This is a genomic window from Verrucomicrobiota bacterium (assembly GCA_016871535.1).
Classification (GTDB): domain Bacteria; phylum Verrucomicrobiota; class Verrucomicrobiia; order Limisphaerales; family SIBE01; genus VHCZ01.
This window is the reverse complement of the sequence record VHCZ01000008.1, coordinates 41194-59272: the sequence shown is the minus strand read 5'-3', so window position 1 is coordinate 59272 and position 18079 is coordinate 41194. Positions and strand designations below refer to the sequence as shown.

Annotated in this window: 13 protein-coding genes; 6 read left to right on the top strand and 7 right to left on the bottom strand. The window is 58.9% G+C overall.

Annotated elements, in window-relative coordinates; translation table 11 throughout:
- The 4 genes from FJ398_02425 to FJ398_02410 form a co-directional block, all read right to left on the bottom strand.
- Nucleotides 1-1896, bottom strand: a 1896-nt coding sequence (locus tag FJ398_02425) for a 4Fe-4S binding protein (protein MBM3836814.1), incomplete at its 3' end; no start/stop codon positions are given.
- 139 nt (nucleotides 1897-2035) lie between these two features.
- The gene (locus FJ398_02420; protein MBM3836813.1) at nucleotides 2036-4006 is read right to left on the bottom strand and encodes an FMN-binding protein; all 1971 of its coding nucleotides are present in this window, start codon (nucleotides 4004-4006) and stop codon (nucleotides 2036-2038) included.
- The gene (locus FJ398_02415; GenBank protein ID MBM3836812.1) at nucleotides 4003-5184 is read right to left on the bottom strand and encodes an FAD:protein FMN transferase; all 1182 of its coding nucleotides are present in this window, start codon (nucleotides 5182-5184) and stop codon (nucleotides 4003-4005) included. Before FJ398_02415 ends, FJ398_02420 begins: the two co-directional genes overlap by 4 nt.
- A 193-nt stretch (nucleotides 5185-5377) precedes the next feature.
- On the bottom strand, nucleotides 5378-6568 hold the full coding sequence (locus FJ398_02410) for an aminotransferase class V-fold PLP-dependent enzyme (protein MBM3836811.1): 1191 nt from the start codon (nucleotides 6566-6568) through the stop codon (nucleotides 5378-5380).
- A 116-nt stretch (nucleotides 6569-6684) separates the two neighbouring features.
- On the opposite strand from FJ398_02410, the gene FJ398_02405 reads away from it, so the two are divergent.
- From FJ398_02405 to mtnP, 3 genes are read left to right on the top strand one after another with little or no spacing between them, the layout of a single operon-like run.
- A complete protein-coding gene (locus FJ398_02405; protein ID MBM3836810.1) occupies nucleotides 6685-7233 on the top strand; it encodes a Rieske 2Fe-2S domain-containing protein in 549 nt (182 codons plus the stop codon).
- A complete protein-coding gene (locus tag FJ398_02400; GenBank protein ID MBM3836809.1) occupies nucleotides 7230-9131 on the top strand; it encodes a menaquinol-cytochrome C reductase in 1902 nt (633 codons plus the stop codon). The genes FJ398_02405 and FJ398_02400 overlap by 4 nt, the downstream gene beginning before the upstream one ends.
- Nucleotides 9115-9984, top strand: a complete 870-nt coding sequence (gene mtnP / locus FJ398_02395; protein MBM3836808.1) for an S-methyl-5'-thioadenosine phosphorylase — start codon at nucleotides 9115-9117, stop codon at nucleotides 9982-9984. Before FJ398_02400 ends, mtnP begins: the two co-directional genes overlap by 17 nt.
- Nucleotides 9985-9997: 13 nt before the next feature.
- Here the strand turns inward: mtnP and FJ398_02390 are convergent, their stop codons facing one another.
- From FJ398_02390 to FJ398_02380, 3 genes are read right to left on the bottom strand one after another with little or no spacing between them, the layout of a single operon-like run.
- The gene (locus FJ398_02390) at nucleotides 9998-12157 is read right to left on the bottom strand and encodes a polysaccharide biosynthesis tyrosine autokinase (GenBank protein MBM3836807.1); all 2160 of its coding nucleotides are present in this window, start codon (nucleotides 12155-12157) and stop codon (nucleotides 9998-10000) included.
- A gap of 7 nt (nucleotides 12158-12164) precedes the next feature.
- On the bottom strand, nucleotides 12165-12821 hold the full coding sequence (locus FJ398_02385; protein MBM3836806.1) for a polysaccharide export protein: 657 nt from the start codon (nucleotides 12819-12821) through the stop codon (nucleotides 12165-12167).
- Between the two features lies 1 nt (nucleotide 12822).
- Nucleotides 12823-14145 carry a hypothetical protein gene (locus FJ398_02380; GenBank protein MBM3836805.1) on the bottom strand — a complete coding sequence of 441 codons (1323 nt, stop codon included), beginning with the start codon at nucleotides 14143-14145 and terminating at the stop codon, nucleotides 12823-12825.
- 136 nt (nucleotides 14146-14281) lie between these two features.
- On the opposite strand from FJ398_02380, the gene FJ398_02375 reads away from it, so the two are divergent.
- The 3 genes from FJ398_02375 (at nucleotide 14282) to FJ398_02365 (ending at nucleotide 17617) form a co-directional block, all read left to right on the top strand.
- The gene (locus tag FJ398_02375; GenBank protein ID MBM3836804.1) at nucleotides 14282-15172 is read left to right on the top strand and encodes a DUF1559 domain-containing protein; all 891 of its coding nucleotides are present in this window, start codon (nucleotides 14282-14284) and stop codon (nucleotides 15170-15172) included.
- 17 nt (nucleotides 15173-15189) lie between these two features.
- Complete coding sequence (gene mqnC / locus FJ398_02370; GenBank protein ID MBM3836803.1) at nucleotides 15190-16383, top strand: dehypoxanthine futalosine cyclase; 1194 nt, start codon at nucleotides 15190-15192, stop codon at nucleotides 16381-16383.
- A gap of 163 nt (nucleotides 16384-16546) precedes the next feature.
- Nucleotides 16547-17617, top strand: coding sequence for a Gfo/Idh/MocA family oxidoreductase (locus FJ398_02365; GenBank protein MBM3836802.1), 1071 nt, complete (start codon nucleotides 16547-16549; stop codon nucleotides 17615-17617).
- The last annotated feature ends 462 nt before the right edge of the window (nucleotides 17618-18079 follow it).

The following is an 18079-nucleotide window of genomic DNA, read 5'->3' as shown; positions in this document are numbered from 1 at the left end:
GAGACCGCCGACGAACGCCGCCAGCAAGCCGATTCCGCTGGACACAAAACTCCGACGGCCAATGGACGCACTCACGAACCCGCCCCCAGCCCTTCCCGGGAGGGGAGCCGTATTGCGCGCGCGAGCTTCAAATTCCCCTCCTGGGAGGGGCGAAGGGGTGGGTTCGTCGAGATCTCCCGCGGTCTCGAAGCCGTCCATGAGCCTGGGAGGGTGAGTCCGTCCTGGCGAGCCGCGCCACGCGCTTGGAACACGTCCGGCTCGGCTCGCTGGGGACAGGCTCGCCCTACCGCGTTCACGCGAAAAGAGCCAATGCAAGTCGGCTTCCAGCGAGCGCTCACCTGTGGGCGGATCGTTTTCCAATTTCAACGCCACGCGATTGCTGCGCTCCACAAATTTGATTGCGTGCGTCGGACAGACCCCGCCGCAGGTCTGGCACAGCGTGCAATCGGTGACGCGCGTGGTGAAGTCCGGTTTGATGGCGTCGAACGGGCAAATCTCGACGCACTTGTTGCAGTGAATGCACGTGTTTTCCACCTTGCGCTCGCTCACGCGAAAAAGATTTCCCAGGGAGAAGACCGCGCCGCTGGGACAAACGTATTTGCACCAGAATCGCGGGCGAAAAAAGCCCAGGCCGAGCACGGCCAGGAACAAGACGATCGACACGATCTGGCCGAGGTTCATCGGCGGCACCTGATGCCAGCCGCGCATGAATCCCAGTTGTAGCGGCGCGAGGAGAAAGAGCAAACCCCGTGTCAGCACCGGAATCGCCGAGACGATCCCGGACAACAAGACCCCGCTAAAAGCCGCCAGCATCACGCCGAACAACAAATAGTACTTCAGATGAACCCACCAGCCATCCTCCGGCACGCGGAGCCGCGGTTTGCTGCTTTCAGTGGCCGTTCTCCCTCTCCCAGCGGGAGAGGGTTGGGGTGAGGGAGACGCGCCGGTACTTTCCAAGGTCGCCGATTTGTCCAGCGCTTTCACCCTCACCCTATTCCTCTCCCTCCAGGGAGAGGGAATGCCGAAGAACCAGATGTCGGAACCTTCACGACGGTTGCCGCGGGAAACAGCGAAGAACCACCAGCGCTTCACGCGTCCGACCACAGCCCAGTCGAACAAATCGATCAACGTGCCGAGCGGACAGACGTATCCGCAAAATCCGCGCGGGATGAACACACAGACCGCCAGGATGATCGCCGCGCCCCAGAGCGATCCCATCCAGGCCTTGGCGGCCACCGCCGTGGATAGGCTCACGAGCGGATCGATCAAGAGAAACGCTTCGACCGGGATTTCGTCGCGACGCGCGAATTCATCCGCGTAGTGTGAGGGCCATTCGTTCGGTGGACGGACCGAGAGCATCCACGGGCCGGTGCTCACGGACATTTTTTCCAGCGCTTCGGGCGTCATCGCTTTTTCAGGATGCAGGTGCAATTCCTTGTTCTCGGCGCGGCGAACCACAAAGGGGCCAAGATAGGCCGTCGCGTGGCCGCTGGGACTTTCATCCGAGATGTGGAGAAGATCGCCTTCGCGAATCACGCCCGGCAGTTCATCCTTCGCCGTGACGCGGCAGTCGCCGGTATCGGCATCGATCTCAACGGGAATCCACGCCTTCCAGACCGGCGCGGGCTGCACGCGATACGGCCAGCAGGAGTAAAAGAAGAACCAGAGAAACAAAACGAAGCAGACGCCCTGGATCACGCGCCGCACGGGCGAAGAAAGCCAGGTCGGTCCGAGACGCTTCAATGCGCGGCGGATCGCGCCGGCTTTGCGGGATTCCCAGTGTGAAAGCCATTCAGCCGGCAAGAGCTTTTGCGCCAGACGCGACGGCCATTTGGCGAGCCGAGGCGGACGGCCTTTGATCCGGGTCAGTGTGGGTAGGAAATGGTCTAATCTCACAGCGCTCTCACGTTATTCAACTTCCCATGAACCAGACGGTAGGGCGAGCCTGTCCCCAGCGAGCCGAGTCGGACGTGTTCCACGCACGTCGAGCGGCTCGCCGGGACGGACTCGCCCTACCGGGGTTCTCCGAAACGTTTTAACGGCGCTCCGCCGCATTCGTGCTCATCCCGCTTGCCAGCGCTTTGGCTGCGGCGCGGATGACGGCTTCGGAAGTCACCGTGGCGCCGCTGATGGCATCCACGCCGTTGACCGTTTGCCGCTCCAGGATGCGGCGGATCGATTCATCCACGGCGTGAAAATATTGGCGATCCGGGTTGTAGGTCACCTTGAGGTCCTCGATTCGTTTTGCTTTCACGATGGCTTCCACTTCGAGGTGGCCGTAGTAGCCCAGGCTTTTTCCGGGATAGCTGCCGTCCGGAATCCGGCTCACGTCCAGCGTATCGAACAAGCGAATCACCTCCAAAGTCGCGGCCGCTCGTTCCTGGTCCCTCTTGATTTCATCATCTGGCTTCGCCGGTTTGGGGACGCCCAGGACTTTCTGGTAAAACTCGGTTGCCTTGGAGAAATCGCGGGCCGCGCGGCAGGCGTCCCCGGCCAGCAGGTAAATCTGGCTGGGCGGAAGGCCGAGCTTGAGGGCCTCGTCGCAAAGGCAGAGCGCTTTCTCGGTCTCCTTCAGATCGGCCCAGGCCTTGATGACAGCGGGTGTCAGCGGAAGCTGTTCGAGCAAGCTCGTGGCGCTCGAACGGCTGCCCAATCGCCAGTAACACTCCGCCAGGTGAGCAGCGCTGGGCGATGGAGTGAATTTCGGATTTTGATCCACTTTGGCCTGACGCCACCAAAACGCCGCCCGCGCGTAATCGCGGAAGAATTCAAAATACATTCGGCCGAGTTCATTGATGGCGCGGGCGCGCACGCCTTCGTTTTGCTGATTGACGTTCAGGACATGGTGCATGAAGCGGACGCCGCTCCGATAGCGCCTGGGATTCGAACTGATGATGTCCCAGAGGTAGTGGTCCACGTTGCGCGTGTAATTCCAAATGACCGGCGCCGGTTCGGGCCAGGAGAGATCGAGCGTGTCTGGATATTCCAGCGGCGTGGCATCAAACCAATCCGGCGGCGTGCGTCCCATCTGGTCGATTTGCGAATCCAGACCGGGATCAATGGGCGGCGGTTTCCCCGGTACGGAGGCGGGACGTGAAGCAGCGGCGGGCGCCGAGTTCGAGGCCTCTTTGCCTGTAGGAACGAGAATCTGGCGCTGGCCGTTTTGAGTAATGGCTCGCACGCGGTTGAGCGGATAACTCCGGACCAAAGGACGTTTCTCCACTGTGATCTGAATTTTGATCGATTGGGCGGTGCGCTCAATAATCTTCCCCTGAATTCGATTGCCGCTGAGAAGTTCGATTTCATCCTCGGCGATTACAGTCGTGGCGGCCAGACAGGATAGGCAAATCCAGAGGAACCAGCGCAGCCACGTTGACAGAAGGCCGTCTGCTGCCGTGGGTTTCACCCCGAGCTCGCACGGCTTCCGAACTGCGCACACGGTGCAGGAACTGGTAAGGACGCGTTCCGCCGCGTCCCTCAAGCTGCACTTTCGAATGCAGAGTAGAGTCAGGGACGGAGTGGAATCCGTCCCTACCGAGTTCAGGAGAAGCTTCCACGGCCTGCGAGCCGTGCCTACGGCCCATGAACGCGTCGATGGTAGGGCGAGTCCGTCCCGGCGAGCCGCTCCACGTGCTTGGAATACGTCTGGACCGGCTCGCTGGGGACAGGCTCGCCCTACCCAGTGGTTCATGGGGAGTCTCCTGTTGTTCACGGGCCATGAACTGAAGACCGTGCGGACCGCAGCCTTGAGGCTGCTTCCGGCCCCGCTCCGGAGTTCGCGGATGCAGCGGCTCAAAGGCCACGGTCCGAAGAGACGGTTGATGGGGAGCTTCCACGGCCTGCGAGCCGTGCCTACGGCCCACGAACGCGTCGATGGTAGGGCGAGTCCGTCCCGGCGAGCCGCTCCACGTGCTTGGAATACGTCTGGACCGGCTCGCTGGGGACAGGCTCGCCCTACCGTCCGGTTCATGGGAAGCTCTGGAGCGGGAAAGTTCAACGGGTTCATGGCGCTTCAGCGATCAGTTCTAAAAAATCCGGCGTCATTTTTTCCACATAGCCATCTGGAGTCCGAAGGACCATCAAAACGGGCAGTCCTTTTTTCGCGGCCAGCGCGAATCCCGCCTCCGAACCCAGAACGTTCAAAGCCGTGGCCCACGCATCCGCCATCGCGGAGGAATCATGGACGACGCTGACCGAGGCGAGCGCATGGGTGACCGGACGCCCGGTTCGCGGATCGATCGTGTGCGAATACTTCCGGCCGTTCTGCTCGAAAGACTGCACGTAGTCCCCGGACGTGGAGAGCGCTTGATTTTGAAGCTGCACGCGGCGGCAAATTCGGCTGGCGTCCCTCGGGTCCTGGATGCCGACGTTCCAAGTCTGTCCTTCCGGATTCTTCCCTTTGGCGCGCACCTCCCCGCCAATTTGCACCAAATAATCCTGAACGCGGATGGCTTCCAGATATTGCGCCACGCGATCCACACCATGCCCTTTGGCAATGGCCGATAGGTCGCAATACACCTCCGGCGCGGTTTTGCGGATGCGGGGAGGGCGCGTCTGCGCGAAAACCTTGTTGTAGCCCACGTGCCGCAGGAGTTGCGCGATGCGGTCGGCCTCCGGAACTTGCCAGGCCCTTTTCTCGGGTCCGAATCCCCAAAGGTTCACCAGCGGTCCCACCGTGATGTCGAACGCGCCCTGGGAAGCCTCACTGAGCGCCAGCGCGTTCTCGAAGACTTCCACGACTTCTCGAGACACCGGAAACCAATTCGTGTGCCCGCACGCATTGAATTGGGAAAGCTCCGAATCGGGCAAATAAGTGGACATCTGCCGGTTGATCTTCTCGAGCAATCGATTGATCTCCGACTCGACCTCTTTCACAAACGCGCCCCGTCCTACGGACACCCTCTCCCCCTCGGAGGGGGAGAGGGAACGGGAGAGGGGGCCGTTCAGCGGTTCAATGTGCGAAGGTTTTTGGAGAATTCTCCTCCTGGATGACTCCGAAGCCGCAGGAAGACTGGTCAAGAATTTGACCGTGAAAGTCGTCCCCATCGTCCGACCCGATATCACTTGAAGCGAGCGATCCCGGGGAATGTCTCCTGCAAGAACGGACCCGACCGACAGAAACGACACGAGGACGAACAAATCTCGGGGGCGTGATCTCGGCGTTTGGCGGGCGACTGCGCTCATGTCGGCGCCATTGAGTCAGGAGCGCAATCGCTTGGCAAGACTGTGACGCTCAGAGCGCGTTTTGAAAATGCCTTTTGGGTGGAACAGGTCACTGGCCTGTTGCGGCAGGCTACCAGCCTGCCGCAATGTTCGGCGGCAAGTTGCCGCCGAAAATGGGCTGGTAGCCCGTTCCACCCATTTTCAAAACACGCTCTCAAGGACCCCGGCGGCGCTCTTCCCACCTTGGCGACATCTCCCGAAGCTTCGCGACCGCCGACGCACAGGTCTCGATAACTTGATCGATCTCGTCGGTAGTATTGCCTTGGCCGAGACTGAAGATGATGCTCCCTTGCGCCAGGCTGTGCTCCAGCCCAATTGCCGCCAGCACCGGCGAGATTTTCAGGGATTTGCTCATGCAACTCGTGCCGCTGGCCACGGCGATTCCAAGCATGTCCAACCGCAGCAGGATCGCCTCGCCTTCGAGAAACTCGAAACTGACATTCAGATTCGTGCTGATTCTGAGTGGTCCAGGTTCAGGTCCGTTCAGCGTCACGTGCGGAATCCGGGTGCGAATGCCCGACCAAAGCCGCTTTTGAAGCTCCGTCGTGTGTGCGATGCGTCGAGGCATCTCACGAGCCGCAATTTCCGCCGCGGCTCCGGCTCCTACGATTGCGGGGACATTCTCCGTCCCCGCCCTGCGCCCGCCCTCCTGCATTCCACCATGAATGATCCCCGCGAGCCGCGTTTGGCGATTTCGATAAAGGACGCCCACGCCTTTCGGCCCGTAAAAACGATGCGGTGTCAGCGAGAGCAAACCAATCCCCATCACTTGCACATCAATGGTCAGCCACCCTGCGCTCGCCACGGCATCGACGAACAAGGGGATTCCGCGCTCCGTGGCGATCTGCCCGATCTCGCGGATCGGCTGAATCGTGCCGATGTCGTGATTGGCCAATTGAAAGCAGATCAAAATGGTCTGATCGGTCAGCGCCGCTTGAATGTCCGCCGGATGCACGCGGCCTTCCCGGTCCACTTTCACCCGGCTGCAAGTGAAACCTTGTTTTTCCAGAAATTCCACGGAGTTCACCACCGCCGGGTGTTCGACCTCGGTCAGGACGACATGCGTGCCGCGCCGTTGACTGGCATAGGCGGCGCCTTTGACGGCGAGGTTGGCCGCTTCCGTTCCGCCGGAAGTGAAAAGGATATCGTCAGGCGACTCGGCATTGATCAACGCCGCAACTTGCGCCCGCGCCTTGGCCAGCGCATCCCGTGCCTGGAGGCCGAGTTGGTGCAGCGACGACGGATTCCCAAAAGCTTCCGTGAAGCAAGGCTTCATCGCCTCGAACACTTCCGGAAGCACCGGGGTCGATGACTGATGATCCAAAAAAATCCGGCGCATTTGCATTCCGACCAATACCTACACTCAACGGGTCGAAAGGAAACGCAGAATTTCGGTTTTGCGAAGGTTTGCGAATTGCCTTTGTCGAGTCTCCTCAGGTATTGGTATGCCCCGTCGAGCGTATGGAAAACTCAGAGCGACCTCCTGAACCCGCGCGGCGGGATTTCGTCAAGAAAGCCGGATCCATCGTGATCGGCGGCTTGGCGGGCGCGATTCCGACGGGCGCCGCCCTGACGGTGTTCTTGGATCCGCTGCAACGCCAGGGCCTGCGCAGGGAATTTATCCACGTCGCGTCGATCGACTCGCTGCCGTCCGATGGGACGCCCCGGCAGTTTTCTGTGGTCGCGGACCGCACGGACGCCTGGAACAAATCTCCGCGCGTGCCGATCGGCGCGGTTTATCTTCGCAAGACTGAAGCCAACGAGGTCATTGCTCTGAATGTGGTGTGTCCGCACGCGGGGTGTTTCGTGGAATACAGTTCGGCTCAGAAGGCTTTTACCTGTCCCTGCCACAACAGCCGGTTTGGGCTGGATGGAACGATTGCGGATCGCAAGAGCCCCAGCCCGCGCGCGCTGGACGCGTTGGAGGTCGAAATTCGCAACCAATCGGAAATCTGGGTGAAGTTCCAGAACTTCGTCGCCGGCCACGGGCAGAAGATTCCGGTGGCATGAAAGCGCTTCTCGACTGGCTGGATCAACGAACGGGTTACCGCCGGATCGTTCGCTACAGTCTCTACGAGAACATTCCCGGCGGCGCGCGTTGGCGTTATGTCTGGGGCAGCACGCTGGTTTTCACGCTCACGATTCAATTTGTCACGGGCCTGTTTCTCTGGATGGCCTACAGCCCCAGTTCGCAGACGGCCTGGGAGAGCGTCTATTTCATCCAATATGAGATGACCGGAGGCTGGTTGCTGCGTGGCATTCATCATTTCACGGCTTCGGTGATGAACGTGCTGTTGGTGCTGCACCTGATGCAGGTCGTGATCGACGGGGCGTACCGCGCGCCGCGAGAATTCAATTTCTGGTTTGGGATCGGGCTGTTGCTTCTCGTGCTGGCGCTCTCGCTGACCGGATACCTGTTGCCCTGGGACCAGAAGGGATACTGGGCCACAAAGGTCGCCACCAACATCGCTGCGATCGTCCCGGTTGTTGGACCGACCCTCCAGAAACTCATCATCGGGGGATCGGACTACGGACATCACACGCTGACGCGTTTCTTTGCGCTTCACGCCGGTGTGCTGCCCGCCACAGTCATCGTGTTGCTGGTCTGGCACATTTTTTTGTTCCGACGCCATGGCATCACGGCCAAAGATCCCAAAAGGAAACCGGACGAATACTTCTGGCCGGACCAGGTGCTCAAAGACGCCGTGGCCTGCCTGGCTGTCATGGCCACGATATTGTTCCTGGTGCTCAGGCCCTGGCTATTCAACACGGGTGAACATTTGGGCGCCGAACTCGCGGCGCCGGCCGATCCTTCCGAGACCTATTCGGCCGCGCGACCCGAATGGTATTTCCTGTTCTTGTTCGAGTTTTTGAAATTCTTCCCGGGCGGCTACGAAGTGTGGGGAGCGGTGGTCATTCCCGGCCTGATCATGAGCATCATTTTCTTGATGCCGATCATCGGGCGATGGCACCTGGGTCACGTCTTTAATGTGGGCTTGTCGATCTCGTTGCTCGCGGGTGTGGCGCTGCTGACTTATCTCGCCATGACTCAGGACGAGCGCGATCCCGCGTATCAAGTCGCCGTTCAGGAGGCTCGACGAAACGCGGAACGCGTCCGCGAATTGGCCCAGGCGCCCGCGGGCATCCCGCCAACCGGCGCCGTCAATCTCTTGCGCGACGATCCAAAAACACAGGGGCCGAAACTCTTCTCCAAGCATTGTGCCAGTTGCCACCGCTATGACGGCCATGACGGCACGGGGATCCCACTCCAAGAGGAGCAGACTGCGTCCGACTTGAAAGGTTTTGCCGGACGGGATTGGCTAACGGGGTTGATGGACCCCGCGCGTATCGTCAGCCTTCATTATTATGGCGGCACTAAGTTAAAGGATGGCAGGATGGTGCGGTATGTCTTGCGTGACGTCGCCAGGTTTTCCGTCGAAGAAAAGGAGAAACTGCGGAAGGTGATCCTGACCCTTTCGGCCGAGGCCGACCTGAAAGCGCAGCGGGCCGCAGACGAGCAAGACGCGGCTGCGATCAACGAGGGCCGCAAGCTGATGGCCGGCGAAGACATGCGCTGCACCGAATGCCACCGGTTTCATGATCAAGGCGAGGATCCCACGGGCCCAGAGTTGACCGGTTACGGTTCGCGCGACTGGCTGATTGAGTTCATCAGCGATCCGGGGCACGAGCGATTCTACGGCAAACGCAACGACCGGATGCCCGCGTTTGGCAAGGACCGCCTGGACCCGCACGCGATTGGTTTGCTGGCCGATTGGCTCCGGGGCGATTGGTACGAGCTGCGGGAATCTGAATCCAGTGCGCGGCAAGCCAGCTTCTCGCAACAAAACTCCACGAACGAAAGTCGAACTCCGAAACCCGGAACCAATTCAAATGCGCAAAGGAAATAATCGCATTGGCATCATCGGCGGCAGCGGTCTTTACCATATTGAGGGCCTGAGCCGGCAGAAGTGGGTCACGACCAAAACGCCTTTCGGACCGCCTTCGGATCGCCTGCTGACCGGGGAACTCGCCGGACGCAGCGTAGTGTTCCTGCCTCGGCACGGACGAGGCCATAGAATTCTTCCCAGTGAACTGAATCACCGCGCGAATATCTGGGCCCTGAAAAGCCTGGATGTGGCCTGGATTATCAGCGTCAGCGCGGTCGGCTCGTTGCAGGCGCGCCTCAAGCCTTGTGACATCGTGCTTCCGGATCAATTCCTGGACCGGACCAAGCGATCCGCCGACCACACGTTTTTCGGACGGGGAATTGTGGCGCACATCGCGTTTGCGGATCCGATTTGCGAAGAACTGCGCCGGTTGCTCCTCAGAGCGTGCCGCCAGGCCGGCGTTCGAGCGCACGACGGCGGCGTTTACGTGAATATGGAAGGCCCCGCCTTCAGCACGCGCGCCGAATCACTCACGAATCGCCGCGCCGGTTACTCGGTCATTGGCATGACGAATTTGGGAGAAGCCAAATGCGCTCGTGAAGCCGAAATCGCCTATGCCACCCTGGCGATGGTCACGGATTACGATTGTTGGAAGACGGACGAAGAGCACGTCACGGTGGAAATGGTCGTGGCCAACCTCCAGAAAAATGCCGCCCTGGCCAAGAACATCATCGTCACCGTCCTCCCGACGATTCCGGCGTCACCAGATTGCTCCTGCCATCACGCTCTCAAGAACGCGATCCTCACGGACCGCAAACTTTGGCCCGCAAAGACGGCGAAACAACTGCGGGTCCTGCTCGCGAAATACCTCTGAGCCGCGTCATTTCTCAGTTTCGCTCCGCGCTCTTTCCGGTGTCGGATGATTTCCCTTTGGCGCGCTCGCCCGCGGACCGATAATGGCTGGAATAATAGCGGTTTTGATAATAGTAGTAGGAGTAGTAGTAAGAATCCTTCCCCTCGAAATCAATGTCGTTCAAGACCACGCCGACGATGTGGATGCCGGCGTTCTGAACCCGTTGGATCGACTTCCGCGCGTGCTCGCGGCGAATCTTGTTGAACTTCGTCACGAACAAAACGCCGTCGGACATGGCGGCAATGATCAACGGGTCGCTGACGGCGGAGATCGGCGGGCAATCCAGCAGGATCCGATCATACTTTCCACGCACCGCGTCCAGAAACTCAATCATCCGTTTTGACCCGATCAACTCCGAAGGATTCGACGGCACTGAACCGCAGCAGATGACATCCAGGTTGGGCACTTCGGTTTTGTGAATGATGGGCTCGATTTGGCTGACTTCATCCATCAGGTAAGAGGACAAGCCCATCGGGCTATGGAGGCGATAGGCCTTGTGGACGGAAGGGCGCCGCAAGTCGGCGTCGACGAGCAGCGTTTTCAGCCCGGTCTGCGCCGTCACGATCGCGAGATTGGATGCCACGAGCGATTTGCCTTCGGACGGAATCGTGCTCGTAATCGCGACGGTTCGGAACTGATCGGGTTTGTGGGTGAGGGAGATAGTCGCGCGAATGGTGCGGAATCCCTCTGCGGCGTTTGACTGAGGATGCGAGTGCGCCTGGAGGTCGCGTTCGACGACGCTGTTGGTTTTGATGTTCGGAACGTAGCCCAGGAAGGGCAGACGAAGATAAGTTTCGACGTCATCCTGGCTCTTGATGGAGTCGTCGAGATAATTGACAAAAAAGGCCAAGCCCAAAGCAACACCCAGCCCGCCAATGATGCCAAGGAAGATAGTCAAGAGCGTGCGCGGCTTGACGTGCTTGAGCGGCACGTCCGCATCATAAACGACATTGATGTTATTGATCTTGTTCCGGGCCGTCAGTTCCATCTCGTTAATCTTCGCCAGCACCGCTTTGTAGAGCTGCTCCTTTTCCCCGGACTCGCGTTTCAGAATGTCGTATTGCACGCGAAGTGCTTTGAGCTTTTGCTGCTCGCCGGATTGCTGATCAAGCAGGCTCGCGACGGTTTCCTTATGGGCCTGGGCTATCTGAGCTCGATGACGGAGAGCTTCGAGGAGGGTTGCAGCCTGTTGGGTCAAGGAGGACTGGAGCGAATGAGCCTTCTCCTCAGCTTGCCGATACTCCACCATTCCGCCGAGATAGCGCTTCTTGAGGGCATCAAACTCGGCTCTGGCCAGCGCCAACTCCTTTTTCAGTTCCTGGATTGGGGCATTGTCCGCCACCTGGGGCAGCGCCTCGATCGGGACCCCTTGTTTAATGAATCGATCCACCTCCTCCACAACCTTCTGGGCGGCATCAGATTCTGCCGTGGCCTTGGCGTGCAAGTCGGTGTACTGCTTTAGCGCCTGGAGAATGATGTTCTCGCCCTCGTCGAACGAAACAACTTTGTTGGTTCGACTGTACTCCTGGACGAGCTTTTCGGCCGCCTCGAGATCGTGGCGTTGTTTTGTGATCTCGTCCTTCAACCGCTGGACCACATCCAGTGAATTGGTGATTTTTTGATCGAGGTTGCGCCGCATGAAATTCGTGGACCAACTGTTGACAATCCGGGCAGCCTGCCTGGGGTCTGGATGCTCGGCGCTGATGTCCACTAATCGGCTCAGCCGAATGGGCGCAACCTGAAGGTCACCCACCAGAGCAGTCACGGGATCCAACGCCCGAGCGTAACGTTCGTCATCCTTCAAGTTGAGTTGATTGAACACCGACCGAAGCAAGGTCCGGCTGAGCAGGTTCTTGTACTGAGTCTGGAGATAATCCTGCTCCTGCCGCGCCATAGCAATTCCTTCAACCCGGAGAATGTTTTCGGCTTCGGGGTCGATTTGAAGACGCGCCGTGGCGCGATAGATCGGCGTGGCTTTGAACAAGTATATCAAACTGAGCACGAAGACCGAGATGAACGCCGTCATGATCAGCCAGCGCCGCTCCAGGATGACGTGCCAGTAGTGGCGCAGATTGATCGTGTCTTCCTGAGCCGTTTGATTGAACGGGCCTAAATTGTCGTTTTCCATATTCACAACACGATTAAAACATTCGTTCGGGCACGTAGATCACATCCCCAGGCTCGAGCCAAATCATCTTTGAGGGATCAGTGAGTTTCAGAAGCTGTTCCAGCTTGAATTCGGACTTTCGGCCTTTGCGATAAAGCTGGATCTTGTTTTGATTTCCGTTGGGCGCGAAACCGCCGGCGTCGGTGATCGCTTCCAAAATGTTCATTCGGCGTTCCGCAGGGAGTTTGATGGCTCCCGTCTTGCCTGCGACCTCGCCCAGAACGCTGACCGTCATCAGGCTATACTCCTTGACGTTAACGCTCACTTGCGGATCCATGAGAAAACTCTCCCCGAGCCTCCTGGTGAGTTCCTCCGCAACCTCACGCGTCGTTTTGCTGCCCACGAGCACGATCCCCAACAGCGGGAAGCTGATAGTTCCGCCTTGTTCAACGCGCCGTTCCACGGAAAGCCCCTTCTCGTTGAGAACGTCGATTATCAGCGTGTCGCCTGCGGCAATCTTCCGGTCCGCTTCATCCGGCTCTCGGTTTGGCCCGAGCAAGTTCGGCGGCAGACTATCCCCGGAGGCGGTCGTTCGTCCGGCTCCTTGTCCCGGTCCCGCACAACTGGTCCCAAAGAAGGTCAGAAGCAAAGATAAAGTCAGCCCTTGCAAGCGAGCTATGGCGATTTTCATGTTAATAACCAATGGCAATTCCCATCGTAGCGCGGTTCACGTCGTAATCGGACCCACCACCCGAGCCCGTTCGAATGCTATCCCAGGTGTAACCCAGGCTGGCACTTAACCACAGTTGTATCTGGTATGCCAGTCGAAAATACGCTGAATACTGATCGTAGCGCCGTTGGGCTGCGCTGTCCGGCGATTCATAGTCGAACATACCAAACCGTCCGCCTACCGTTGTCCGCCATTTGTGCGAGGCACCCAACATCTGGTCCCACTGGACTGTCGCCACGTTGGCCGTGTACGACTCTTTGCCATACTGAATCGAAACATCGTGCAGCCGGGCAAATGAGAAGGAGATCGCGCTTTTCTGTGTTGCTCGATAGCTCAGCGCCAGATCCGCTACCGGCGAGCTCGGCGTCGGTGTCTTGTCACTGAATTCTCGCGCTTCGTAGCCGACGCGCACTGAGCCCGACAGCTTTTCGGTGAAATTGCCCCGCGCGCCAAGGCCACCGCCGATGGATTCGATGTGCGGATTCTTCGGAGCGGGGAAGTTTGGAGTTGTTGCTGTTTGGCCATAGAACATCTCTCCCAAGAATCCGACTTTGGGGAATGCCTGAAATCCAAATCCGACCGTCCCTCGAAGCGTGTTGATATCATAGAGGCTGATCCCCTGCTCGTAGTCGGTCGTCGAATGCTGTCCCTGCAAATAGACCCCGGTCTTTGGGCTGATGGCGTAGCTAAGGCTATACCCATCCGAGAAGCTGTTCCGATCCACGCTCCGGTCCGCGACGGTAGAGATTACTTCCGGCCCTTGAACCGTACCCGGCGGTTCTCCTCCAACGGGCGGTGGAGCCGCTCCGCCTCCAGGATCTGGCGTTGGCGGTGTGGCCGCAAATCGCTGCGCGTATTCTGTCACGAGTCCGATCGGACTGGACAGCAATTGGACCGAGTCGCTTCCGCTGAAAGCGAGGCGGTCGCCTTGAATGCGGCTGCGAAGACTGAAGCTGTGTTCTCCCGAATTCAGATCCGATCGATCCAAATAAAAGTGCTGGCTCAACCCGTAGTCCAGGGTCACGAAATTCCTGGCCAACCGACCAAACTGGATGTTGATACCCGGACTGACCGTGGAAATGAGATCACTTTTGCCATCCGGTTGCGAAAAGAGATTGTCCGTGAAGTCCTCAGACACGGACAGCCGCGGGCGCACCAGCAGCGGCCCTCTGCTGAAAAGCAGATAACCGCTGGCGTCTGCTGCCTGCAATTGCACCCCCGCTGACGACACACCAGCCAGGGCCAGGCCAAACAGGATTGGTTCGCGACGATCAAACATCAACACTCCGCCAGTGCTTACTCTTTTTCCATTCAGCCTGTCGAGAACCGTTTTCAAAAATTGTCTCGCGAAGCTGCCTCCTCGCGCCTAACATGAACTCGACACCTGACATCCCGTGCGTTTTTTTTGAGAAAGATTGACCATGATAACTGCCGAATCGATTTCCAAAGCGCCTAATTCCTTCCAGAAAGCCGTCGGCCTGCCTGGGGCAGCAACGCTCACATCGCTGTGCCCTCGAAGCCGGTTCGCCGCTTTCACACTCATTGAACTACTCGTTGTCATCGCCATCATCGCGATCCTCGCCGCCATGTTGCTGCCGGCGCTGGCGCGGGCGAAGTCCAAGGCCAAACAAACTTCCTGCCTCAACAACATGCGCCAGTTGGGCCTCGCGACCGTCATGTACGTGCAGGACAACGGCAAGTATCCCGGCACTCTGTTCGCTCAGGGAGGCGTCCGTTATGTCTGGCCCGCGCGGCTTTTCACCCAGATCGGAACCAACCGGGAGATCTTTGCGTGTCCTGCGGCGCGGGCCGATAGCCGATGGAGCACGAATCTCAACAAAACCCTTGGAGCGCTTAACCTCTACGGCGGCGGCCGAGATCCCTGGGGAATTAGCGAGACCGCACTTTTCTCGGTTGGTTACAACGATTGGGGAGCGTTTCCCGCCTTCTCGGACAAAGGCCTGGGAGGGGACGTGGACACACTGACTTACGAGGTCAAAGAAGCAGCCGTCCGAGTGCCATCCGACATGATCATGCTGGGCGACAGCAAGCCCGGTGACGGCAGCAGCGCCAAGCCTACCCGGGGGCAGTACGACGCGAACATCGATCCAACGACTTCCACCGAATGGCCCTCCAACCGCCATAATCGCCGCACGGTCCTCATGTTCTGCGACGGCCACGCCGAGAGCGCGCTCCGCAACGACGTTATCAATCCCAAGAATGACGCCTGGCACCGCCGGTGGAACAACGATAATTCACTGGCGGGATCGTGGTCGGTCAACCAGACAGAGGCGAATCGGTTGGATCCTTGACCCGCCGTGATTTGCCCATGATTTACGACACGACGATTGATGATGTGTTGCAGAAGGTCTGGGACGGCGGGCGAATCAACCCCTCTGAGGCGCTCCGGCTTTACCATCTGCCCCTGGAGGAACTCGGCGCGTTGGCGGATCGCCGCCGGCAACTGGCCAAGGCCAGCGCTTACGAAGGCCGCGGCAACCAAATCGTCACTTACATCATCGACCGCAATATCAACTACACGAACGTCTGCAACGTCTATTGCAAGTTCTGCGCCTTTTACCGCACCGAAAAGGACGCCGACGCCTACGTCCTCACTCTCGAGGATCTCGACAAGAAGATCGAAGAAACCATTGCGCTGGGCGGAACGCAGGTCTTGATGCAGGGCGGGCATCACCCGAAACTCACGATGCAATGGTATCTCGATCTGCTGGCGCACATCAAAGGCAAGTTTCCCCAGGTCAACATTCATGGATTCAGTCCGAGCGAGTTCATCCACTTTCGCGAGGTTTTTCAGTTGCCGCTTGAAGACATCATTTCTCAATTCATGAAAGCGGGTTTGGGCTCGATTCCGGGGGGCGGCGGCGAAATCCTCGTCGATCGCGTCCGCAAGCGTATTTCACCGCTCAAGGCGATGAGCGATGATTGGCTCGGCGTCATGGATGTGGCTCATAAGCTTGGACTGAACTCTACGGCGACAATGATGTTCGGCCACGTTGAGACGCCGGAAGACCGGATCGAGCATCTCGAGCGCGTGCGCGCGCAACAGGATAAGAGTAGGCCCGGCTTCCAGCCTGCCCAGACCGAGAGACCGGGCGAAAATGCCCATGCCAACGCGAACACTGGCGCGGTGGAAGGCAAGATGCCTGCCCTACATCCGGCGGGCTTCACCGCGTTCATCGGTTGGACCTTCCAGGCTGAGAATACAAAGCTGCGGGCGCCAACCGTGGGCGCTCATGATTACTTGCGAACCCAAGCGCTGAGTCGAATCTATCTGGATAACGTCCCGAACATTCAGAGTTCGTGGGTCACTCAGGGGTTGTCGATCGGACAGATCGCGTTGAAGCACGGCGCAAATGATCTTGGCAGCATCATGATTGAGGAGAACGTGGTTTCGCAAGCCGGCACGACGTTCCGGATGACCGTGCAGGACATGCAGCGGCTCATCCGGGATTTGGGCTACGAACCACGCCAGCGCGACAATTGGTATCGCTTGCTCAACTAACCAGCTTCACAACGCTGGCTGGCAGCGCAAACATCTTCCGTATGCAAACAACGAATGGCGTTGCGGCGATCGTTGTTCGGCACATTCCAGATATCGCAGACGACGACTTGTTCTTTCCCGACAGGCGGGGCGGAGGCACTCCGGCAACGACGGGACAACTTGCATGAGCGCCTCGGTACGCTGGGGCATTCTGGGCGCCGGACAAATTGCGCGGAAGTTCGCCGCCGCGTTGAAGCAGACGCCGGGCGCCGAACTCGTCGCGGTCGGATCGCGCTCTTCGGAACGGGCTGAGTCGTTCGGTCAACAGTGCGGCGCGCCGAACCGTTACGCCAGCTACGCTGAACTGGTGAACGATCCTCAAGTCGATGTCGTGTACGTGGCCACGAGGCACTCCAGCCACAAAGAGAACGCCCAGCTTGCTCTCTCCGCGGGAAAAGCGGTGCTCTGCGAAAAGCCATTCGCGGTGAACACCCGCCAGGCCGAGGAGGTCATGGAGCTCGCGCGCCTCAACAAACTGTTTTTGATGGAGGCCATGTGGACGCGTTTCTTCCCGTTGATGGTCAGGCTGCGCGAAATGTTGCAAGAAAAAGTCATCGGTGAGCCGCGGATGTTGATGGCCGATTTCGGATTTCGCGCCGAGTTCGATCCGGCCAGCCGGCTCTTCAATCCCATTGATGGCGGAGGCGCACTCCTCGACGTCGGCATCTATCCGATTTCACTCGCGTCCATGATTTTCGGGTCGCCAACGAAGATCACGGGCCTGGCGCGTTTAGGAAAAACAGGGGTGGACGAGGAATCCGCGGTGCTCTTGCAGCACGCCGGAGGCGAACTGGCCATGATCGGGTGCGCCGTGCGCACGAACATGCCGCAGGAAGCTTTGATCATGGGCAGCGCGGGCCAGATTCGAATTCACAGTCCTTGGTGGCGCCCCAAATCGATGTCCCTTGTGATCGATCAGAGCCATCACCGGGTTCAGCGAGAAAAACAGTTCCGTTTGAATCTGCCCTTCGCGCGACCCATCACCTTGAACGTCAGCGCTGGGGTCGGATCGGAGAAAACTCTTGATTTCCCCTTCGAGGGAAACGGCTATTGCTACGAAGCCGCCGAAGTCATGCGGTGTCTTCGCGAGGGAAAACTCGAAAGTCCGACCATGCCTCTTCATGAGACCCTCTCGATCCTGCGCACGCTGGATGCAATTCGGGCGCAGTGGGGACTTCGATACCCGGTCGAATAACGTCAATAACCGGTGAAAAACACCTGGAACAACTTGTGAAAAACTCGGTGGCGCGGGCCGCGGCTGCCCCCGATCGACGCGGGCCAGCACTCAAACAGCGCAGGTGAATATTGTGTGAACAGCGTGAATAACTCCTGCCTCCTGGAGCAAAGGGCTTCGGTAAATGATCCGTTGTATCTTCCGTGATCGCTGACTTTTCGGAGAATCAGAGAGGCCCGGCCTGGACAGGCGAATCCCGGCAAAGCCCTGCTGAATTTCTCCGATTTTCAGCCCGTTTTCTTGGGCTTTTGAAGCTTCTTTCCTGCGTCTTGCCCCGCTCATGTCAATTGTCGGCGTGCGTTCAGGCAAACGAATCCTGCGCCTGGCCTCCGAAGTGATGCGCTGACCAGCAGGGAGGCGCATCTTGCCCTTTCCACCAAACGCGGTAGGGCAGACCTGCCGGTCTGCCGAATTTCGTCGCCG

Coding starts and splice junctions, on each gene's coding strand:
- FJ398_02420 (MBM3836813.1), bottom strand. CDS start 4,006: ATGAACCCGTTGAACTTTCCCGCTCCAGAGCTTCCCATGAACCGGACG.
- FJ398_02415 (MBM3836812.1), bottom strand. CDS start 5,184: ATGAGCGCAGTCGCCCGCCAAACGCCGAGATCACGCCCCCGAGATTTG.
- FJ398_02410 (MBM3836811.1), bottom strand. CDS start 6,568: ATGCAAATGCGCCGGATTTTTTTGGATCATCAGTCATCGACCCCGGTG.
- FJ398_02405 (MBM3836810.1), top strand. CDS start 6,685: ATGGAAAACTCAGAGCGACCTCCTGAACCCGCGCGGCGGGATTTCGTC.
- FJ398_02400 (MBM3836809.1), top strand. CDS start 7,230: ATGAAAGCGCTTCTCGACTGGCTGGATCAACGAACGGGTTACCGCCGG.
- mtnP (MBM3836808.1), top strand. CDS start 9,115: ATGCGCAAAGGAAATAATCGCATTGGCATCATCGGCGGCAGCGGTCTT.
- FJ398_02385 (MBM3836806.1), bottom strand. CDS start 12,821: ATGAAAATCGCCATAGCTCGCTTGCAAGGGCTGACTTTATCTTTGCTT.
- FJ398_02375 (MBM3836804.1), top strand. CDS start 14,282: ATGATAACTGCCGAATCGATTTCCAAAGCGCCTAATTCCTTCCAGAAA.
- mqnC (MBM3836803.1), top strand. CDS start 15,190: ATGATTTACGACACGACGATTGATGATGTGTTGCAGAAGGTCTGGGAC.
- FJ398_02365 (MBM3836802.1), top strand. CDS start 16,547: ATGAGCGCCTCGGTACGCTGGGGCATTCTGGGCGCCGGACAAATTGCG.